The organism is Pseudoalteromonas espejiana DSM 9414, from assembly GCF_002221525.1.
Lineage (GTDB): Bacteria > Pseudomonadota > Gammaproteobacteria > Enterobacterales > Alteromonadaceae > Pseudoalteromonas > Pseudoalteromonas espejiana.
This window is the reverse complement of record NZ_CP011028.1, coordinates 895124-916226: the sequence shown is the minus strand read 5'-3', so window position 1 is coordinate 916226 and position 21103 is coordinate 895124. Positions and strand designations below refer to the sequence as shown.

At 42.1% G+C, this 21103-nt stretch carries 17 protein-coding genes and 4 rRNA genes; 7 read left to right on the top strand and 14 right to left on the bottom strand.

Annotated features, from left to right (window positions below; all coding sequences use genetic code 11):
* Window positions 1-79: 79 nt before the first annotated feature.
* Both mltF and PESP_RS20430 read left to right on the top strand, forming a co-directional pair.
* Window positions 80-1594 carry a membrane-bound lytic murein transglycosylase MltF gene (mltF, locus tag PESP_RS04165; RefSeq protein WP_089346900.1) on the top strand — a complete coding sequence of 505 codons (1515 nt, stop codon included), beginning with the start codon at window positions 80-82 and terminating at the stop codon, window positions 1592-1594.
* Window positions 1595-1781: 187 nt separating this feature from the next.
* The gene (locus tag PESP_RS20430; RefSeq protein WP_164504406.1) at window positions 1782-1946 is read left to right on the top strand and encodes a hypothetical protein; all 165 of its coding nucleotides are present in this window, start codon (window positions 1782-1784) and stop codon (window positions 1944-1946) included.
* On the opposite strand, the gene tadA is transcribed toward PESP_RS20430, so the two are convergent.
* On the bottom strand, window positions 1943-2446 hold the full coding sequence (tadA, locus tag PESP_RS04160) for a tRNA adenosine(34) deaminase TadA (protein ID WP_089346899.1): 504 nt from the start codon (window positions 2444-2446) through the stop codon (window positions 1943-1945). The two genes, PESP_RS20430 and tadA, sit on opposite strands and share 4 nt — an antisense overlap.
* Window positions 2447-2624: 178 nt before the next feature.
* On the opposite strand from tadA, the gene PESP_RS04155 reads away from it, so the two are divergent.
* Window positions 2625-3929 carry an inosine/guanosine kinase gene (locus tag PESP_RS04155; protein WP_089346898.1) on the top strand — a complete coding sequence of 435 codons (1305 nt, stop codon included), beginning with the start codon at window positions 2625-2627 and terminating at the stop codon, window positions 3927-3929.
* Window positions 3930-3964: 35 nt separating this feature from the next.
* Here the strand turns inward: PESP_RS04155 and glsB are convergent, their stop codons facing one another.
* From glsB to PESP_RS04130, 5 genes are all read right to left on the bottom strand, one after another.
* Complete coding sequence (gene glsB, locus PESP_RS04150) at window positions 3965-4888, bottom strand: glutaminase B (RefSeq protein ID WP_089346897.1); 924 nt, start codon at window positions 4886-4888, stop codon at window positions 3965-3967.
* Between the two features lie 610 nt (window positions 4889-5498).
* Window positions 5499-5613, bottom strand: a 5S ribosomal RNA gene (gene rrf / locus PESP_RS04145).
* Between the two features lie 63 nt (window positions 5614-5676).
* Window positions 5677-5791, bottom strand: a 5S ribosomal RNA gene (rrf, locus tag PESP_RS04140).
* A 144-nt stretch (window positions 5792-5935) separates the two neighbouring features.
* Window positions 5936-8822 (bottom strand): 23S ribosomal RNA (locus tag PESP_RS04135).
* A 293-nt stretch (window positions 8823-9115) separates the two neighbouring features.
* Window positions 9116-10651, bottom strand: a 16S ribosomal RNA gene (locus PESP_RS04130).
* Together the 16S, 23S and 5S rRNA genes form the textbook arrangement of a ribosomal RNA operon.
* Before the next feature lie 625 nt (window positions 10652-11276).
* Between PESP_RS04130 and PESP_RS04125 the strand changes: the two genes are divergently transcribed.
* Window positions 11277-11756, top strand: coding sequence for an RNA recognition motif domain-containing protein (locus PESP_RS04125; protein WP_089346896.1), 480 nt, complete (start codon window positions 11277-11279; stop codon window positions 11754-11756).
* On the opposite strand, the gene murI is transcribed toward PESP_RS04125, so the two are convergent.
* Window positions 11719-12516 carry a glutamate racemase gene (murI, locus tag PESP_RS04120; RefSeq protein ID WP_089346895.1) on the bottom strand — a complete coding sequence of 266 codons (798 nt, stop codon included), beginning with the start codon at window positions 12514-12516 and terminating at the stop codon, window positions 11719-11721. The two genes, PESP_RS04125 and murI, sit on opposite strands and share 38 nt — an antisense overlap.
* 65 nt (window positions 12517-12581) lie before the next feature.
* Window positions 12582-13721 (bottom strand): DUF5610 domain-containing protein, encoded by a 1140-nt coding sequence (locus PESP_RS04115; protein WP_089346894.1) that lies wholly within the window; start codon window positions 13719-13721, stop codon window positions 12582-12584.
* A 165-nt stretch (window positions 13722-13886) separates the two neighbouring features.
* Between PESP_RS04115 and trmA the strand changes: the two genes are divergently transcribed.
* The gene (gene trmA, locus PESP_RS04110) at window positions 13887-14984 is read left to right on the top strand and encodes a tRNA (uridine(54)-C5)-methyltransferase TrmA (RefSeq protein ID WP_089346893.1); all 1098 of its coding nucleotides are present in this window, start codon (window positions 13887-13889) and stop codon (window positions 14982-14984) included.
* A 92-nt stretch (window positions 14985-15076) separates the two neighbouring features.
* Here the strand turns inward: trmA and PESP_RS04105 are convergent, their stop codons facing one another.
* From PESP_RS04105 to ccoG, 4 genes are read right to left on the bottom strand one after another with little or no spacing between them, the layout of a single operon-like run.
* On the bottom strand, window positions 15077-15715 hold the full coding sequence (locus PESP_RS04105; RefSeq protein ID WP_089346892.1) for a thiol:disulfide interchange protein DsbA/DsbL: 639 nt from the start codon (window positions 15713-15715) through the stop codon (window positions 15077-15079).
* Between the two features lie 18 nt (window positions 15716-15733).
* Window positions 15734-16357, bottom strand: a complete 624-nt coding sequence (locus PESP_RS04100) for a thiol:disulfide interchange protein DsbA/DsbL (RefSeq protein WP_089346891.1) — start codon at window positions 16355-16357, stop codon at window positions 15734-15736.
* A 30-nt stretch (window positions 16358-16387) separates the two neighbouring features.
* A complete protein-coding gene (locus PESP_RS04095) occupies window positions 16388-17362 on the bottom strand; it encodes a serine/threonine protein kinase (protein WP_089346890.1) in 975 nt (324 codons plus the stop codon).
* A gap of 51 nt (window positions 17363-17413) precedes the next feature.
* On the bottom strand, window positions 17414-18844 hold the full coding sequence (gene ccoG, locus PESP_RS04090; RefSeq protein WP_089346889.1) for a cytochrome c oxidase accessory protein CcoG: 1431 nt from the start codon (window positions 18842-18844) through the stop codon (window positions 17414-17416).
* 288 nt (window positions 18845-19132) lie between these two features.
* Here ccoG and PESP_RS04085 point away from each other — a divergent pair, with 288 nt between their 5' ends.
* Together PESP_RS04085 and PESP_RS04080 are read left to right on the top strand one after the other, a co-directional pair.
* Complete coding sequence (locus PESP_RS04085; RefSeq protein WP_089346888.1) at window positions 19133-19492, top strand: hypothetical protein; 360 nt, start codon at window positions 19133-19135, stop codon at window positions 19490-19492.
* Entirely contained in the window at window positions 19492-19698 is a 207-nt protein-coding gene (locus PESP_RS04080; protein ID WP_089346887.1) for a hypothetical protein, read from the top strand. Before PESP_RS04085 ends, PESP_RS04080 begins: the two co-directional genes overlap by 1 nt.
* A gap of 37 nt (window positions 19699-19735) precedes the next feature.
* On the opposite strand, the gene PESP_RS04075 is transcribed toward PESP_RS04080, so the two are convergent.
* Together PESP_RS04075 and PESP_RS04070 are read right to left on the bottom strand one after the other, a co-directional pair.
* Window positions 19736-20323 carry a UPF0149 family protein gene (locus tag PESP_RS04075; protein WP_089346886.1) on the bottom strand — a complete coding sequence of 196 codons (588 nt, stop codon included), beginning with the start codon at window positions 20321-20323 and terminating at the stop codon, window positions 19736-19738.
* Window positions 20324-20341: 18 nt separating this feature from the next.
* Window positions 20342-21100 (bottom strand): type II secretion system protein N, encoded by a 759-nt coding sequence (locus tag PESP_RS04070; protein ID WP_089346885.1) that lies wholly within the window; start codon window positions 21098-21100, stop codon window positions 20342-20344.
* Between the last annotated feature and the right edge of the window lie 3 nt (window positions 21101-21103).

The following is a 21103-nucleotide window of genomic DNA, read 5'->3' as shown; positions in this document are numbered from 1 at the left end:
TTGGCAATAAATCCTAAACGCTAAGTGACGCCATAGTGAAGTTTTGGTATAACGGGGTATGAGCTTTATGGGGCGGTTAATGTTGAAAGAAAAGCTAATAATTATCATCACTTTAGTTATGCTGTTGTGCGCGTGTAATATGCAAGAGCAGCAAACCCAGCTTGCCCAAATTAAAGAGCAAAACAAAATACGTGTAGGCACACTTGCCAGCGCAAGTAATTACTACCAAGCAGTACAAGGTGAGCAAGGCTTTGAATATGAGCTTTCGCAAGCGTTTGCCGACTACTTAGGTGTTGAGCTTGAAATAGTACCGTTTTTTAATCTATCGGATATGTTTGAGCGCCTAGAAAGCGGCGACTTAGATTTAATTGCCTCAGGCCTTACCTACAACAAAGTACGTGCACAGCAGTACCGTTACGGCCCAACTTACAGAACAATTAGTCAAAAGCTGGTTTATAAACAAGGCCGCGTGCGCCCACGAGAATTTGATGACCTTGATGGTAACTTTACCGTTATTGCTAAAAGCAGCCACTCCCTTACCTTACAAGATATTAAAAACAGCAACCCAGAGCTAAATTGGCAAGAAACCGAAGAGCTCGATGAAGAAGAGCTTTTACAAGCTGTTATAGATGGTGAAATAGATTACACCCTCGCCGACTCTCACACGCTCTCGTTATTTAGACGATACCACCCTAATCTAAGTATTGGCTTTTCAGTTACCCGAAACGACCCTATTGCATGGATACTTAATAAATCAAAAGATGATTCGTTATACGCGTTATTGGTGCCTTTTTTTGGTGACGTAAAGCAAAGTAACCAGCTATATGTACTTGAAGAAAAGTACTTTGGTCATGTACGCCAATTTAACTACGTAAATACCCTGGCTTACATTGAGGCAATAAAAGAAACCCTCCCAACTTATAGACCTTGGTTTGAACAATATGCAGGAACGCTAGATTGGCGTTTGCTAGCCGCGCTTAGCTATCAAGAGTCAATGTGGAATCCACGTGCTAAATCACCAACCGGCGTTAGAGGCATTATGATGCTTACACGCAGTACTGCTAAGCAAGTGGGCGTAACTAACCGCTTAGAGCCAGAACAAAACATACGCGGCGGCGCAAAGTATTTAGCCAAATTGGTGAAACGTATACCCGATCGCATCCCGCAACCAGACCGCACATGGCTTGCATTGGCGGCCTATAACGTGGGTTGGGGTCACGTTAATGACGCACGTATTATTACCGAGCAACAAGGAGCAAGCCCTGATAAATGGGCCGATGTTAAAAAGCGCCTACCGCTGCTAATTAAAAAGCGTTACTACCGTAAAACCCGCTACGGCTATGCACGTGGTGATGTTGCGGTGAAATATGTTGATAATATTCGCAGGTACTACGATGCACTCGTATGGTTAGATGAAAATGACGCCCTAGCGCCAAAGCCCAAACCAGAGCCAGAAACCTCAAACGAAGTTAAGGCTGAAGTTGCACCTAATACAGAGCCTACTAGCAATAGTAGTAAAAATGAACAAGCGCAAAAACCCAACGCTAAAGAAGAAAACAGCAATGAGCAAAGCAAAAGCGAGCAATCCCAATAAGCTGCTTCTAGCTTAATTAATATAACTTGTTGAAAATAAATTAACTAAGCGCGGTAAACAAATAGCAACTTAATTAAAAATCTGTTTACTTGTCATGAAATGATCACTAATGTGTGTTTATAGTATATTTACTTAATTTTAAAGATATACCTTGTGCCTTTCTCACTCTCACGCATTAGGAGAACACATGCTAAAACGTAGACGCACGCAAAAACTAAAACGTAATATAATTCACTCCACAGCAACAAGACGCCGCATTATGCTGCGCAATTTACATAAAAAGATTATTTGGCGTCGCCGTATGTTTGCTATGCAGCAAATGGCAGAAGTAACGTCGCAAGCAGCCGACTAATTATCAATTACACGAGCGGCTTTTTTAGCAGCTTTAATTTGCGCTCGGCGTTGTTTAAAAAACGCCGAAATAGTACTACTACACGTTTGCGAAAGCACCCCAGCGGTTACCTCCACTTGATGATTTAATCTCGGCTCTTGTAGCAAGTTCATAATAGAGCCAGCCGAACCTGTTTTTGCATCAGGCGCGCCATATACAAGGCGTTTAATTCTACTGTGAACCAATAAGCCCGCACACATTGAGCACGGTTCTAACGTGACATACAGCGTACAATCTATCAAACGGTAGTTATTGAGTACCTTGCCGCCTTCACGCACCGCGATCATTTCAGCATGAGCTGATGGGTCGTTATCGGTAATTGAGCGGTTATAACCTGCAGCAATAAGCGTATTATCTTTAACAAGCACAGCCCCTACAGGGATTTCTCCTAATTGCTGCGCTTTATTGGCATAAATTAATGCCTGTTCCATCCAGTACTCATCGCTTTTAAGATCGTTCATAGTGATTACTTCAAATGCATTTTCTGTTGTTATTATATCAACTTGCCACTTTAAAATGGTGTATTGACTAAATTATTGCAAAAATAAAACAAAATAATGTGGTTTATCGTGGCTCATAGCGCGTGATTTACGCTATAATCTCACGCTTTTTTTATTTAGCTCACAACACAGGTAGCAAATGAAATTTCCTGGACGCCGCAGACATAAACATTATTTTCCAGTGGAAGCTAAAGATCCACTAACAAATCAGCTAAACGCAACTGAGCGATTACAACGTAGCTATATTACGGGAATCGATCAGATAGTTGTTGATATTGAAGCCAAAGTCGATCAGGCTTTTTTAGACGAGTTTCAACTTCGTCGTGGTATGTCGCAAGTTATTGATAGCGATATTACCAACGCCCTATACGACCGTTTAAAACTAAACGATATGGTTGATTACGAGTTTGCCGGTGGCACCATTGGTAATACCATGCACAACTACTCAGTACTTGCAGATGACCGTTCTGTTTTACTTGGTGTTATGAGCGAAAACATAAAAATTGGTAGCTACGCTTATCGCTTTTTGTGTAACACCTCAAGCCGTGTCGATCTTGACTACCTACAACCTGTTGATGGCCCTATTGGTCGTTGTTTTACCTTAATTGATGAAACTGGCGAGCGTACGTTCGCAATTAGCGCAGGCTTAATGAATCACTTAAAGCCAGAGTCTATCGACAAAAGCTTAATTGAGCAGTCATCAGCCCTTGTGATCAGCGCCTATTTAATGCGTACTCAAGGTAGCGAAACAATGACCGAAGCAACTATGCAGGCCGTTAAATACGCTAACGATGCAGGTGTCCCCGTTGTTTTAACGCTCGGCACCAAGTTTTTGATTGAGCAAGACCCAACGTGGTGGGCTAATTTTGTTAATGAACACGTAGATATACTTGCCATGAACGAAGAAGAAGGCCTAGCAATAACTGGCTTTGAAGATCCACTTTTAGCTGCCGACAAAGCGCTTGATTGGGTAGACTTGGTGATATGTACTGCCGGTGAAAAAGGCTTATTTATGGCAGGCTACGTTGATGAAAGCTTTAAACGTGCTACCGAATATCCACTTTTACCAGGTGCGATCCCTGATTTTAACCGCTATGAGTTCTCACGAGCAATGAAAAAAGCTGACTGTGAAAACCCAATAAAAGCATATAGCCACACTGCACCATTTATGGGTGGGCCTGATTCAATCAAAAACACCAATGGTGCTGGCGATTGTGCACTCGCTGCGGTATTACACGACCTATCTGCTAATGTTTACCATAAGTTAAACGTGGCAAACTCAGCTAAGCATCAGCAACAAGCAATTACCTACTCTTCACTCGCACAAATTAGTAAATACGCTAACCGTGCAAGTTATGAAGTATTAGTACAGCATTCACCACGTTTATCTCGTGGGCTGCCAGAGCGAGAAGATTGCTTAGAGCAAGTATATTGGGAGCAATAAAAAAGGGCGCTTACTGAGCACCCTTATGCGGTATTTTAAAATATAGAAATATCGAGCTTTTTAGATAGCAGCTCCAATGCTGCTATCCCCGCTACCGAGTTACCAAACACATTTAAACCCGGTGAATACACCGCCACCGTAAATTTACCAGGTAACACCGCAAGTATAGTACCCGACACTCCAGACTTCCCTGGCATCCCAACTCTATAACCAAAATCGCCTGCAGCGTCATATAAGCCACTGGTAAACAACAATGAGTTTAACTGCTTATTCTGTCGGCTACTTAAAACGCGTTTACCTGAACTGTAATCAACCCCTTTATTGGCTAAAAAATTATAAGCCTTAGCCAGCTCTATACAATTCAGTTCAATTGCACAAAAGTTAAAGTAAGACCACAGCACATCATCTACATCATTTTCAAAATTACCAAATGATTTCATTAAATGCGCCATAGCAGCATTACGGTGTCTAAATTCGTACTCTGAATTAGCCACTTTTTTATCAATAATAATACCGCTGTTACCTGCAAGTAATCTAAACGTTTCAAGCATTGAGTGTCGAGGCGCCGATAGGCGACTATATAAAGCGTCACACGTTACAATCGCACCAGCATTAATAAATGGGTTACGTGGTACGCCTTTTTCAAACTCTAGCTGTGTTAACGAGTTAAACGCTGTGCCAGAAGGCTCCTTACCCACACGTTGCCATAACTCATCGCCATAGCGCTGCAATGCCATAGTAAGCGTCATCACCTTAGAAACAGACTGAATAGTGAAGCGTTTTGAGCAATCGCCTGCGCAAATGGTTTCACCTTCAGTGGTATAAATAGCAATAGAAAATTGTTCTGCAGAAACCTCTGCAAGTGCCGGAATATAATCCGCCACTTTGCCTTGCGTTAATAAAGGGCGTACTTCATGTGCTATTTCATCAAGCACGGTTTGGTAGTCAGCAGTGGGCAATCTACACCTCTATATTGATATTTATAAAAATAAAATTTTAACACGCACACGTTCAGCACGCCTAGCTATGTTACATGAATAACCTATCAGATCGGGATGAACTTAAAGTTTATAAATAATTTCAGCACGTATAATTTATAAAAGCTTTGAATCGAGAAGGTTTAATACCAATCCGCATAATTAAGTGATCTATTTTGAGGATGGATAAACGTGTTGATAGCAAGGCAAAAAATTCGCTATTTAGTTGTTCTCGGCAATTGCTCCTGCATTGCCTTACCTTCTGCATCCATGCAGTCGTAAATGAGAATTTTTTAACGCAGATAGCGACACGTTTAGCCCCTGAAAATAATTAAGTATTATTGCGGATTGGTATAACTATGATGACAGCCTGGCTTCGCTCTTGAGTTAAATTTTAATTACCTAAAGACACGAGGCCTATCGTGGGCTCGCCTTAAAGCAGATTTATTTACTGTATAGAAATACTAATGCCGTAGAGAATAGAATGTGTAAAAACGGCCAATAGAAAGTTCGGCATGAGATCAGACTATTTATTAATTCCCAGATAGCAAAAAACCCGCTTCATTTCTGAAGCGGGTTTCTTTAATTTAAATCCTGGCAATGTCCTACTTTCACATAGCAAATGCTACACTATCATCGGCGCTATTTCGTTTCACTACTGAGTTCGGCATGGGGTCAGGTGGGTCCAAAATGCTATGGTTACCAAGAAAATTCTTTTCAAATTTTCTTATTTTAATTATTAAGCTTTAAGTCCTTCGACTGAATTTGGAGCCTGGCAATGTCCTACTTTCACATAGCAAATGCTACACTATCATCGGCGCTGTTTCGTTTCACTACTGAGTTCGGCATGGGGTCAGGTGGGTCCAAAACGCTATGGTTACCAAGCAAATTTGGTCGTTAGTCCGTTTTCACGTACCAACTAAATCTGGAAAATATCTGATAATATTTTTTAAGTCTTTCTAAGCATCTATCTACTTTAGCTATTAACTTCTGTCGCTTGTTTCTGTCACAAAACGCGTTTGGCGTTGTATGGTTAAGCCTCACGGGTAATTAGTACAAGTTAGCTTAATGGCTCACACCACTTCCACATCTTGCCTATCAACGTTGTAGTCTTCAACGGCCCTTCAGAGACTTTAAAAGTCTAGTGAGAAATCATCTCGAGGCCTGCTTCGCGCTTAGATGCTTTCAGCGCTTATCAGTTCCGAACGTAGCTACCGGGCAATGCCATTGGCATGACAACCCGAACACCAGCGGTTCGTTCACTCCGGTCCTCTCGTACTAGGAGCAACCCCTCTCAATTCTCAAACGCCCACGGCAGATAGGGACCGAACTGTCTCACGACGTTCTAAACCCAGCTCGCGTACCACTTTAAATGGCGAACAGCCATACCCTTGGGACCGACTTCAGCCCCAGGATGTGATGAGCCGACATCGAGGTGCCAAACACCGCCGTCGATATGAACTCTTGGGCGGTATCAGCCTGTTATCCCCGGAGTACCTTTTATCCGTTGAGCGATGGCCCTTCCATTCAGAACCACCGGATCACTATGACCTACTTTCGTACCTGCTCGACGTGTCTGTCTCGCAGTTAAGCTGGCTTCTACCATTACACTAACCGTACGATGTCCGACCGTACTTAGCCAACCTTCGTGCTCCTCCGTTACTCTTTGGGAGGAGACCGCCCCAGTCAAACTACCCACCAGGCACTGTCCGTAACCCCGATTCAGGGGCCAACGTTAGAACATCAAAACTACAAGGGTGGTATTTCAAGGACGACTCCACAACAACTAGCGTCGCTGCTTCAAAGTCTCCCACCTATCCTACACATGTAGGTTCAATGTTCAGTGCCAAGCTGTAGTAAAGGTTCACGGGGTCTTTCCGTCTAGCCGCGGGTACACAGCATCTTCACTGCGATTTCAATTTCACTGAGTCTCGGGTGGAGACAGCGTGGCCATGGTTACACCATTCGTGCAGGTCGGAACTTACCCGACAAGGAATTTCGCTACCTTAGGACCGTTATAGTTACGGCCGCCGTTTACCGGGGCTTCGATCAAGAGCTTCTCCCTAAGGATAACCCCATCAATTAACCTTCCGGCACCGGGCAGGTGTCACACCGTATACGTCATCTTGCGATTTTGCACAGTGCTGTGTTTTTAATAAACAGTCCCAGCCACCTGGTCACTGCGGCTCCCGTCCGCTTAGAGAGCAAGTCTCATCACAGATAGGAGCGTACCTTCTCCCGAAGTTACGGTACGATTTTGCCTAGTTCCTTCACCCGAGTTCTCTCAAGCGCCTTAGTATTCTCTACCTGACCACCTGTGTCGGTTTGGGGTACGATTCGGTATAATCTGAAGCTTAGAGGCTTTTCCTGGAAGTATGGCATCAGCAACTTCACACCCTTGGGTGCTCGTCTCGTGTCTCAGCCTAACAGCAACCCGGATTTACCTAAGTCGCTAGCCTACTCACTTTCACATGGACAACCATCGCCATGCTTGCTTAGCCTTCTCCGTCCCCCCATCGCAATTATACCAAGTACGGAAATATTAATCCGTTTCCCATCGACTACGCCTTTCGGCCTCGCCTTAGGGGTCGACTTACCCTACCCTGATTAACATGGGATAGGAACCCTTGGTCTTCCGGCGTGCGGGTTTTTCACCCGCATTATCGTTACTCATGTCAGCATTCGCACTTCTGATACGTCCAGCATACCTCCCGGTACACCTTCAACCGCTTACAGAACGCTCCCCTACCACTCATCCTAAGATGAATCCGCAGCTTCGGTGCATAGTTTAGCCCCGTTACATCTTCCGCGCAGACCGACTCGACCAGTGAGCTATTACGCTTTCTTTAAAGGATGGCTGCTTCTAAGCCAACCTCCTGGCTGTCTGGGCCTTTCCACATCGTTTCCCACTTAACTATGACTTTGGGACCTTAGCTGGCGGTCTGGGTTGTTTCCCTCTTCACGACGGACGTTAGCACCCGCCGTGTGTCTCCCGGATATTACTTTACGGTATTCGGAGTTTGCAAAGGGTTGGTAAGTCGGGATGACCCCCTAGCCTTAACAGTGCTCTACCCCCGTAAGTATTCGTCCGAGGCTCTACCTAAATAGATTTCGGGGAGAACCAGCTATCTCCCGGTTTGATTAGCCTTTCACTCCTAGCCACAGGTCATCCCCTAACTTTTCAACGTTAGTGGGTTCGGTCCTCCAGTTGATGTTACTCAACCTTCAACCTGCCCATGGCTAGATCACCGGGTTTCGGGTCTATACCTTGCAACTATTCGCCCAGTTAAGACTCGGTTTCCCTACGGCTACCCTAAACGGTTAACCTCGCTACAAAATATAAGTCGCTGACCCATTATACAAAAGGTACGCAGTCACCTAACAAGTAGGCTCCTACTGCTTGTACGTACACGGTTTCAGGTTCTATTTCACTCCCCTCACAGGGGTTCTTTTCGCCTTTCCCTCACGGTACTGGTTCACTATCGGTCAGTTGGGAGTATTTAGCCTTAGATGATGGTCCACCTATATTCAGTCAAAGTTTCACGTGCTCCGACCTACTCGATTTCACTTAAAATGTCTTTTCATGTACGGGACTATCACCCTGTATCGTGGCACTTTCCAGAGCCTTCCATTAACACATAATAAGCTTAAGGGCTGTTCCGATTTCGCTCGCCGCTACTATCGGAATCTCGGTTGATTTCTTTTCCTACGGGTACTTAGATGTTTCAGTTCTCCGCGTTCGCCTCGTTAACCTATGTATTCAGTTAACGATACCTGCAAGCAGGTGGGTTTCCCCATTCGGAAATCCTAGTCTCAAGCGCTTTTTACTAGCTTGACTAGGCTTATCGCAAGTTAATACGTCCTTCATCGCCTCCAACTGCCAAGGCATCCACCGTGTACGCTTAGTCACTTAACCATACAACCCAAACGGGTCTTTGTTATGTGACAGTTTAACTTCGCCAGAAGTTAATATTGAATACTAAAGTAGATACCAATCAATCAACTCAAAGAGTGATTAAATGGCACTGAATGATACTGCTATCATTCTTTTTTACTTTTGAAAACTCTTGATAAATACGAATATTTATCAGAATTTTATTATCAGCTTTTCCAAATTTTTAAAGAGCATATTAATTAGTAAACTCAAAGAGCATTACTAACTAACAATCATCTGTGTGGACACTACGAACAAATAAGTTCTAAATCGTATAAGGAGGTGATCCAGCCCCAGGTTCCCCTAGGGCTACCTTGTTACGACTTCACCCCAGTCATGAATCACTCCGTGGTAAACGTCCTCCCGAAGGTTAGACTATCTACTTCTGGAGCAACCCACTCCCATGGTGTGACGGGCGGTGTGTACAAGGCCCGGGAACGTATTCACCGCGTCATTCTGATACGCGATTACTAGCGATTCCGACTTCATGGAGTCGAGTTGCAGACTCCAATCCGGACTACGACGCACTTTAAGTGATTCGCTTACTCTCGCGAGTTCGCAGCACTCTGTATGCGCCATTGTAGCACGTGTGTAGCCCTACACGTAAGGGCCATGATGACTTGACGTCGTCCCCACCTTCCTCCGGTGGATCACCGGCAGTCTCCTTAGAGTTCTCAGCATTACCTGCTAGCAACTAAGGATAGGGGTTGCGCTCGTTGCGGGACTTAACCCAACATCTCACAACACGAGCTGACGACAGCCATGCAGCACCTGTATCAGAGTTCCCGAAGGCACCAAACCATCTCTGGTAAGTTCTCTGTATGTCAAGTGTAGGTAAGGTTCTTCGCGTTGCATCGAATTAAACCACATGCTCCACCGCTTGTGCGGGCCCCCGTCAATTCATTTGAGTTTTAACCTTGCGGCCGTACTCCCCAGGCGGTCTACTTAATGCGTTAGCTTTGAAAAACAGAGCCGAGGCTCCGAGCTTCTAGTAGACATCGTTTACGGCGTGGACTACCAGGGTATCTAATCCTGTTTGCTCCCCACGCTTTCGTACATGAGCGTCAGTGTTGACCCAGGTGGCTGCCTTCGCCATCGGTATTCCTTCAGATCTCTACGCATTTCACCGCTACACCTGAAATTCTACCACCCTCTATCACACTCTAGTTTGCCAGTTCGAAATGCAGTTCCCAGGTTGAGCCCGGGGCTTTCACATCTCGCTTAACAAACCGCCTGCGTACGCTTTACGCCCAGTAATTCCGATTAACGCTCGCACCCTCCGTATTACCGCGGCTGCTGGCACGGAGTTAGCCGGTGCTTCTTCTGTCAGTAACGTCACAGCTAGCAGGTATTAACTACTAACCTTTCCTCCTGACTGAAAGTGCTTTACAACCCGAAGGCCTTCTTCACACACGCGGCATGGCTGCATCAGGCTTGCGCCCATTGTGCAATATTCCCCACTGCTGCCTCCCGTAGGAGTCTGGGCCGTGTCTCAGTCCCAGTGTGGCTGATCATCCTCTCAAACCAGCTAGGGATCGTTGCCTTGGTGAGCCATTACCTCACCAACTAGCTAATCCCACTTGGGCCAATCTAAAGGCGAGAGCCGAAGCCCCCTTTGGTCCGTAGACATTATGCGGTATTAGCAGTCGTTTCCAACTGTTGTCCCCCACCTCAAGGCATGTTCCCAAGCATTACTCACCCGTCCGCCGCTCGTCAGCAAAGTAGCAAGCTACTTTCTGTTACCGCTCGACTTGCATGTGTTAGGCCTGCCGCCAGCGTTCAATCTGAGCCATGATCAAACTCTTCAATTAAAAAGTTTTTATGTTCCGAAGAACAGCTCAATGAATTCTGAATTTATTTAATATCTTTCGATATTGAATTGACTGTGCTGAATAACTACCTAAGTAATTATTCTGTTGGTCACTCAGTTTCAATTGAGACTCTAAATTTGTTTGCCTCACTACCTAAGTAGCTTGGCTGTTAGAACTCAATCTGTACGAGTGCCCACACAGATGATTGCTTTATATTGTTAAAGAACGTTGCGACGTTGTCGCTAGGGATGCGTATAATACATCCTTTATTTTTCGAGTCAACACTTAATTTTAAACTTTCTTTTCAGAAGATTAAAACCGAAGTTTTACTTAACTCTCTGATTCGTTGCGGCCTTGCTATGCTTCGGCGTTTCCCGTCTCAGTGGGGTCGCATTATAGGGAGATCCGAAAACAGATCAACACTTTTTTTAGATCTTTTTACTGTTCGAACAAAAATACAGCAAAACCACCTAAAACTAGGTAAATAGCAGCCTAAGCTGATGCTTTTTTACACTGTTCTTTATTATTTAATATAAATTTCATTGCTATGTTCGTTTAAGACGTTAAGATAGCAAGTTCACAATGTTAAATTAATGTTTATTTCCTGTTTATTGGTAGATCTAAAATGAAATTACCCGATCAAAAATCTTTTATCTTCTCTATTATTCTTGCTGTAGTTGGTTTTGTTATTGTTGAGTTTGCTTTAGGCAGCTTAGCTTTAAGCCCAGCGCTGTTGTTTGGTGCTGGTTTATTAATTGGTGGAGTTGCTATTGCTGCAATGTCATCGGAAGGTGGTGAAGAAGCTGAAGTAAAAACAAAAACACTTTATGTTGGTAATCTTCCTTATCGTGCAAATGAAGGCGTAGTTCGTGCTTTGTTTGAAGAACAAGGTAAAGTTTTCAACGTGCGCCTATTAAAGGATAAAAATACTGGCAAACGTCGTGGCTTTGGTTTTGTTGAGATGGCGCAAGCAGATGCAGACAATGCAATTGCTAAGCTAAACGACAGTGAGTTCCAACAACGTACATTAAAGGTGCGTGAAGCAAAACAAAAACAAGAAGATGATTCTAGTTCTTTACGTACTGGGACGGATCAATCAGTGTAACTAGCTTTACTGCTAGCTTATTACTAGACACATCAGCCGTTGCATAATATTGCAGCGGCTTTTTTATGTCTGTCACTTTATCTACTAGCCCATGTGCTGTTAATAGGTAGCTGACTCTATTAGCTATGGCGGCGCCTGAATCAAGCAATTGAACTTTGCCATTAAAGAACGCTTTTATAGCGTCTGCTAGAATCGGGAAGTGAGTACACCCTAGTACTAGCACATCTATATTTGGATTTAACGTTAGACGATTAAGCTCAGTATGGAGTTTTTTAGTATCAAGCTTTTGAGAAAAAAATAGCTGCTCTGCCAATGCCACCAGCTCCACACTACTATATAAGCTTACATTAACATTATTAGCATGCTCTTTAATAAGAGTATGCGTATATGCGCTTGCTACTGTGGCGGGCGTGGCAAGTAAACCAATATGCTTTGAATGCGTTAGCTCTGCTGCCGGTTTAATAGCAGGTACTACACCCACAATGGGAATAGATGTAATTTTACGGACTTCGCTGAGCGCGGAGGTAGATGCGGTATTGCAGGCTATAACAATAAGGTCAACATTAAGCGCGTTTTGCTCAATAAAAAAAATAAGCGAGCATAAACGGTTAATTATAGTTTGTTGGGTTTGAGCGCCATAGGGAAGTAACGCATTATCCATAAAGTAGCTGTATTGAGCATAGGGAATACGTTGTTGAATATGTTCAAGTACGCTGGTGCCTCCTATACCTGAATCAAATACCATTATATGCACTGACAAACTACGGTTCCTACTATTTATTGAGAACAGCAGTTTGCCATGGGGTTTTTATAAAAGAAAGTAGTTTAACTTTGCAGTTCATTTAGATCATTAAGCGAATCAGTCGCTGAATTAAGCTCATTTAAGTTATCAAACATAGCTTTGGTGTAATCAACTAACTTATCTATTTCTGCCTGATCTTGATTTAACCACTCAAGAATACCTGCCAATTGGTTTTGTAAACCTAGCTCGCTTGCTTTATCGAAGGCATTTTTTAAATCATCATTAAAGGGGGCGAGTGTATCAGCGACCTCTTTTTGTGGTGCTGGTTGGTATTGCTCGTAGCTTTTTACTGTAGCAACGGTTTTTGTTTGGCGAAGATCCATTGAAAATGCCACTAGCTGCTCACTACCTAAGCTAAGCTCTTGCGCTTTTTCAAATGCTTGATCTAAGTCGCCACTAAAGAATGTTTTACTTACTCCCTGTAGCTCTTCCATCATCGCATTGATAGCATCTTGCTCATCTTCATTTAAATCGCCGTTTACCGACATAGAAAATGAGAGCTCTCTTGATTGTGATGAAGAGCTGGCAAATGATTCACTGTTATTGTTTTGTTGATAACCGCTTGCTGATTGCGACTCAAATGCATCGGCAAAACTAATACTGACTTCATCACCCTCGGCCGTTGTAAATTTATATTCGGCATTACTGCTCATGCTTACATATTGAGCTTGGCTTACACTAACACTGGCAGGTTGTGGGTTAAATAGGTTTTGTTCAAATTCATCAAGCCCCTCAAAAATGCCTTCTTTTGACTTGTCGATGCCCTCTTGCATTTCATCATTAAATACGCCGGTGCCTTTTAACTCATCTACAGCATCGTCAATGCCTGTTTGAACACCCGTGCGAGCATCGTTTAGCATATTTTTTAATTTATCGTCGTCGGCTCCATTTGCTTTGGCTTTATTAACTGCGCCTGAAACAAAGTCGAGTACATTTTTTACTATTTCGTCAAAGTCGAATAGTGGTTTATCAGCTTGTTTTTGCTCAACGGGTAAACCTAGTTGCTCTGCCATTTTGTCGCCAAGCACTTTTGCCGCAAGTTCTCTGCCTCGCTGTAATGAAGTTTCTTGCGGAGATTGGATTGTTGGCTGCTGTAGCGCCTCCTTATTATTGAATTTGTTAACGTTGTTGTTTGGCGTATAGCCATAATTACCAATTTTCATGATCCACCTCCATTACATACGTAGCTTATTATCGGCTATAACTGATAAAACTAAAGGGTATGTGTAAAAAAACAGCAAGTTTATTATCTGCAAAACTAGACAAATACACCTCGCCCCCTACAATAGCGCCGATAAATAGATCTCACAAATAAGGTAGTAGTATTAATGGCAGTGATAAAAATAGATACCACACAGTACGATGCGCAGTTAGCTGAAAAAGAGCAACGCATTACATCGCAGTTTCAGCGTTTTGGTGTGCAACAATTAGAGGTATTTAACTCAGAGCCAATTAACTACCGCCAGCGTGCCGAGTTTAGAGTATGGCATGATGGGGATGATCTATTTCACATCATGTTTGATCAAGCAACAAAAGAAAAGATCCGCGTTGATACCTTTGACCCTGCAGCGCCATTAGTAGGTGAAGTGATGCAGGTGATGATTGATAATCTTAAATCGTGTGAAATATTACGCCGTAAATTATTTCAAATTGACTACTTATCATCATTAAGCGGTGAAATTTTAGTGAGCTTACTTTATCACAAGCCACTTGATGAAGAGTGGCTAAGTGAAATTAAAGCCCTTAAAGAAAAACTAAGCAGTAAATACAAAATTGATTTTATTGGCCGCGCACGTAAGCAAAAAGAAGTGCTTGGCGATGACTTTGTCACAGAGCGTTTAACAGTAAATGGCCAAGAGCTTATTTACCAACAAGTAGAAAATAGCTTTACTCAGCCAAATGCGAAAGTAAATATTAAAATGCTTGAGTGGGCGCAAGACCTATGCAAACCACTTACTAACGATTTACTAGAGCTTTACTGCGGTAATGGTAACTTTTCAATTGCGTTGGCAGGCTCATTTAATCGAGTATTAGCTACAGAGATATCTAAATCATCGGTACATTCTGCTCAGTACAACATTGCAAAAAATAAAGTAGATAACTTAGATATTATTCGTATGTCGAGTGAAGAGTTTACCCAGGCAATGAATGGCGAGCGTACTTTTTCCCGTTTAGAGGGGATAGATTTAAAAAGTTACGATTGCCAAACTATTTTAGTGGACCCACCACGTGCTGGTATGGATACCCTTACCTGTGACTTAGTGGCCAACTACGAGAACATTATTTATATATCGTGTAACCCAGAAACACTTGAACGCGATTTAGATCATTTAACGCGCACTCATAACGTTAAGCGTTTTGCGATATTTGATCAGTTCCCATATACCCATCATACTGAGTCAGGTGTTTTCTTACAAAGAAAATAACTGCCCCTCAAATAACGTTAAGTCTATTTAAAAATTAAATTAGGCTTATATAAAAAAAGCTCCCTAAGGAGCTTTTCCTGTTTTTGCTAAACTTACTTGCTAGCTAAATAATTTACTAATTTACTAATGTCTTCTGGTGCAGTAATACCCGACTCTCGGCCTAGGTTTAATTTGTACTTACCATTTACGATAAATGTTGGTACGCCGCGTAGTGCGCCTTTTTCTTTAAAGTAGTTTTGATCGCGTTTCATTTTTGAGCTTAATGTACGTACCGAGAAGCTTTTGTATAGCTTATCAAACTTATCGCCATCTACCCCTTGCGCTACAAATACATCTTTTACATCGGCGATTTCGTTAAACTTAGCGCGTTTTGTATGGATGTGATTAAAAATAGCAGCAACAATTTTATCTTTTTGCGGAAGTACCTCAGCTGTTGCAAGTGCTTGGCTCATCATTTGCTGATTTTCAGGATCGCGTACACCAACAAAATCAACATGGCTCTTTTTAAACTTAACGTTTTTGTCTAGCTTAGGTTTAAACTCACCAATCAGTGCTTCCATGTTATTACACGCAGGGCAGTAAAATGAGAAAAACTCTTTAATTTCTGGTTTTTTAGTGGCGCGCTCTGCAACTACATCGTAGTGAACGCCTTCTTCGTATGTAGCTGCAAAGCTGCTTGCTGCCATAGGAAGTAATAATGCAAGCAAGCCTGCTTTAACTAATTTGATCATTGTTATTATTCTCCAAGATTAAAGTGTTAGTAAAAAAGCAACTAACTCATCAAGTTCTTGTTGGTTATTGATGGTGTTAATGTTGATTTTGTATTTATCGTTAACAATAAAAGTAGGTACGCCTGTTAGCGCGCCAATTTTTGAATATTTGTTTTGCTTATCTTGCATTGCACGTTCAGCTGAAATAATTGGCATGCTTGCAATATCTTGATCGAATGTTGCGCTATCAATGCCATTAACTTCAAGCAACTTTTTAACGTCTTTCATTTGCGTTAAAGGTGCACGTTGTACATGTATGCTTTTGAAAATTTGGTCGCTTATGCTTTGTGCTTGGCCGTGTTTTTTACCAATTAAATATGCATAGCTTAAGTTGCTTTGCGCCTGCGGTGATACACCGCCTAAAAAGTTTACGTGGTTTTTAATAAACTTAGTGCCTTCTGGCAGGTTTTTTTCAATTGCTTTAGCTACTGGTTCAAACTTAAAACAATGTGGGCAGTAAAATGAGAAAAACTCGGTAACTTGTGGCTCTGCGCTTTTTTCTACATCAATAACAGTATACTGGTTATCGGCTTCAAATTGTGCAGCAAGGGCTGCAAACGGTAAACATAAAAGTAGTAGGCTCAGTTTCAATTTTTTAAGCATTGGTGTCTCGTGTACTTTTTAAATAAAATTTTATGGCAATAACTTCAGCGGGGCTTCTTGCAGTGCAGCAAGTTGCTCTTTAAGTGCTAAAATTTGTTGCTCCCAGTATTTGTCTTCGGCAAACCATGAAAAGTTCCGTACGAACGCCGGATCGCTCCATCGTTTGGCTACCCAACCCATGTAGTGAATAATACGCATTGCACGAAGCGGTTCAATTAATTTGAGTTGAGTGTGGTCAAAATCACAAAACTCTTCATACGCATTTACAAGGGTGTCTAACTGTAACAGCTGTGTTTGACGATCGCCACTGAGCATCATCCATAAATCTTGAATGGCAGGCCCTTGACGGCTATCGTCTAAATCTACAAACATAAGCGCATCACCTGCCCATAAAATGTTACCAGCATGGCAATCACCGTGTAGGCGAATACTTTGCACATTTTTATACTGTGATTGCGCTTGCTCTATTACCAAATCTAATATGGTGTAAAAAGCCGTGCTGATCCCCATTGGCACCAAATTACTTTTTTGCAGATGAACTTTAGCTGTATGCAAATACTCTTCACAGCTAAATGTTGGCCTATGATTGAACTCTTTGCTTTTAGCTACCTGGTGCATACGGCCAATTAAACGCCCCATTACATCAAGTTGATCAAGGTTATCTACTTCAAATAAACGCCCACCAACACTTGGAAACAACACAAACACGTAACCTTGGTGTTCAAACAGGCTTTGCCCATTATATTTAATAGGCGCAACAACCGGTACTTCGGCCTCGGCGAGCTCAAATGCAAAGTCGTGCTCTTCTTGAATTTGCGCTTTGCTCCAACGCTCAGGACGATAAAACTTTACAACGTAGCGCAGGCCATCTTCAGCCTTAAATTGGTACACTCTATTTTCGTAACTATTAAGTGCTAATAAACCCGACTCAGCATAAATACCAACGCTTTCTATGGCATCGAGTATTAAGTCGGGTGTTAAATCTTCAAAACTAAATTTACTCATGGGCTTCTTAATATAAAAAGCGGGTTGCCCCGCTTTTATTAGTTAATGTGTTTATCGCGCTTTAAAAAAGTTACTTGGCTGCGATATGCTTTCATCGGGGTCATTAACCGGTGAAAGCTCAAAGTTAAACTCGGTCATAGGCGCCTTTAAATCATATGGGTCCATAACCAGTGACAGTGGCACATTATGCGACTGCCCTGCTTGTACAGTAAATGTTTGCTTTCCTATATATTTAAAGTTTTCGAGCCCGTTTACTTTAATGTTAAAGGTTTGCTCGTACTGTGCTTTGTTGATCACTTTTAATGTGTAGGTGTTTTCTACTAAGCCATTAAAGTCGACACGATATAGCTGATTACGGTCACGTATTATGTCAAAGTCCATTGGCTTTCTAAATGCAATATTGGCCACCAGCGCACTTGTTAGTACTAGCAAGATGACCGTATAACCAATGATTTTAGCTCGCAGTGGATTGGTTTTATTTTCAGGCGTTTCAAGGTTTCGCTCTGTTGTGTAAGAGATAAGCCCGCGTGGATATTCCATTTTGTCCATTACACCATCACATGCATCGATACACGCACCACAGTTTATACACTCTGCTTGTAAGCCATTACGAATATCTATACCCGTTGGGCACACTTGTACACACAAATTACAGTCAATGCAGTCGCCCATTTCCAAATCTTCGTGGGCAATTTTACGCGAACGCGGCCCGCGGCTTTCACCACGTTTTTCATCGTACGTTACTGTGTACGTGTCTTTGTCAAACATAGCTGATTGAAAACGCGAATACGGACAAATGTGCAAACACATTATTTCGCGCATCCAGCCTGCGTTTGCATAAGTACATGCTGCAAAGAAAATAATACTTACTAGTGCATAGCCCCCAACATTAAAGGTCACAAAATCAGGCAGTAATTCACGTATCGGCGTAAAATAGCCCACAAATGAAATAGCTGTATATAAGGCAAATAATACCCAGCTAGTATGCTTTGCTGTTTTTCGCCAAAACTTATCAAAATCCATCGGGCGCTGATCGAGCTTTTTACGCTGATTAGCTGTGCCTTCAAATTTTTCTTCAAACCAAATAAATATAAAGGTCCACACAGTTTGCGGGCAGGTATAGCCGCACCATACTCTCCCGTAAAAAGTGGTCACTAAAAACAGCGCAAAGGCTGCTAGCATAAATATAAAAGCAAGTATGGTGAAATCTTGTGGCCACAGCGTTAAGCCAAAAATATTGTATTTTTGCCCTATTAAATCAAACAATACTGCTTGCTGGCCGTTAAAGTTAATCCAAGGGAGTAACATAAAAGCAAGCATGCCTAAAAAACCAATGCGCTGCCTAAGTAATTGATGAAGCCCTTTAACTGCTCGCACATAAATACGGTTACGTGGGTTAAACCTGTCGTCTTGTCGGCTCAAATCTGGTTTTTGGATTTTAACCTCAGCAGGTATGTTTTTTACTTTAATTTGCTTGTCCATCGAAGTTCCTCAACGCCGCTTGGAAATAAAAACTTAGCAATGTGTAAGTATTCTATACTGTAACTGTAGCTTGTTATGTATAAGGTTGATTAGTTTAAATAATCAGCTGTTTGAATACTTTCAGATATTTCAGAAATATCTGACTGCTGTGAGCTATTATAACAATACTGATTAAAATTACTGGCATAGATTGCTAATAATTTATTCATCTCAGTTACTTGCTTTTAAAATGCAGTTTATTACACTGCTTGCTAAATTTATCCTTTTGAGATCAAGGTTTACGCATCCATGAAAAAATTTATTATATTGGTCATAGTGATCCTTGCATTTTTTACTATTGATCATTCTTTAGTTAAAGAACCTCGCGAAAAGCTATTAGGCGATGGCGTTGGGTTTTTAAGTGATGCGAGTAAAATAAATCGAAGCCCTGCGGCAAATATGGCTAAAAACCGTATTAGTTCACAGTTAAAGCTTTCTGAGTCTGAAAGCGAATATATTGAAAAAACGTTCACCACCGATGATTCGGTGCAACTGTTTCATTTACGTTATTGCCGCGAGCGCGACCTAAATTTGTACTTTTACGAAAACCGCTTAAATACGGTGTGTAAAATTGTATCTGAAGCACTAGAGCAAAAGAGAGCTAAATAGTGGACTTTTCGCAGTTAAATAAAAAAGCCAGCGACTCATTTCATAAGCAGCGCACTATGCTTAAAAAGCTCTCACAAGGTAAAACACTTAATTGTGAACAATGCGGTGGGGTTTTAACGCTCGACCTAGCTACTAGCGAACCCGGTAAAGGTATCGTTAAATGTAAAAAAGGATGCACCGATATAGTTTTAGAACTTGGCGCTTAGTTATCCTAAGCGCTGTTTAGTAGATTAAGCTAAAGTACTACTCTTCCCAACCTTCGTCAGTAATTAGTCCACTGTTAATGGCTACAACCTCAATAAGCTCTGCAAAACCTAAGGCAAAGTCGCCCATTGATTCGTACTGGTATTGGCATAAAGCATCGAGTGTCATGCTATTTTGCTGGGCTATTTGTGTCATGGTTTGCTGATCAACGGCAAAAAAGCTCAATGTGCTTAATGCGCTCTCTAGGGCTTCTTTATATTCTGGCTCTAATTGCGGGGCATTTAGTAACGGTTGTGCGTACTCTTTACTCGCGCTTACAAACCCTTCGCTCCAAGCTTTGCTGTATTCTAGATCAAAACTTGCAGGCAGTTTATAGCCTGTTTCAAATACTTGCTCACTAATTTGATGATATAACGCCATAAATAAAAACAGCATTTCTTCATCTAGGTCGTTTGCAGTGTTAGGTAATATTTGTTCTAACCACTGATGAACATCTAATGGGTTTGGCGAACAAATTACGCCAAACAAGTAACCCTGGCTTTGCGTTAACGACATAGCTTGAGGTTGTGTACTTAAAAATGCACTTAATTGCTGTGCGTGTTGTTCATTAAACTGTGGTATTTGCATTAAAACTCTTTTATTACATTAAAAATTAAGTGGGTAACGGCCTTGTGCATCTGGTCGGCCTAAAAACTTAACCGCATCATGCACATCTTTAGGTAAGCTGGCATCAGGTTTAACATAACCGGCTACCTTAAAATCAAAGTTAGCTTTAAGTGTTGCATCGGCTTCAAGCCCTAGTGTGTTATCTGGGTCTACTAAGATTGCAATATCACCCGACTTACAACTTAACATGCCACCTAATGGGCCAATATTAAACCAACCATTAAAACCTTTTACATCTATATTTGGGCTAGCAATTTCACCTTTAAGTGATTCGCAATAAGGAACGCCCGAAGTGTACTCGGTTAATTCTAAAATTACGCGACCTTTTGCTGTAGCCGGTATAGGGAGCGCAATACGCTGCATTGCTCGCTCTACTGTTGAGCGAATAATACCATCAGACACCTTAACTACGTTATTAAACAACCCGTAATTAACATCAGCATAGCCCGAAATATCGCTTCGCTCGCGTGGGTTACCAAATTTTAAGTTAGCATTTAGGTTACCCGTAAATAGCTGCCAGCCGGCTATATCCCAGCGTACGTTATTAAGCTGCTCGTCTTGGTATCGCACCTGCATCATTTGCCCTTTCCATACGGTGCCTACTGTTTGCCCTATTTCAAGCTGCTTAGGCAGGTATGGCTTAGCCATATCAAGCGCAATGGCTGCGGGTAATTTTACAATGCAAAATACAACAAAACTGATAAAAAATACGACAGATAATATTATTATTTTTTTCATTAA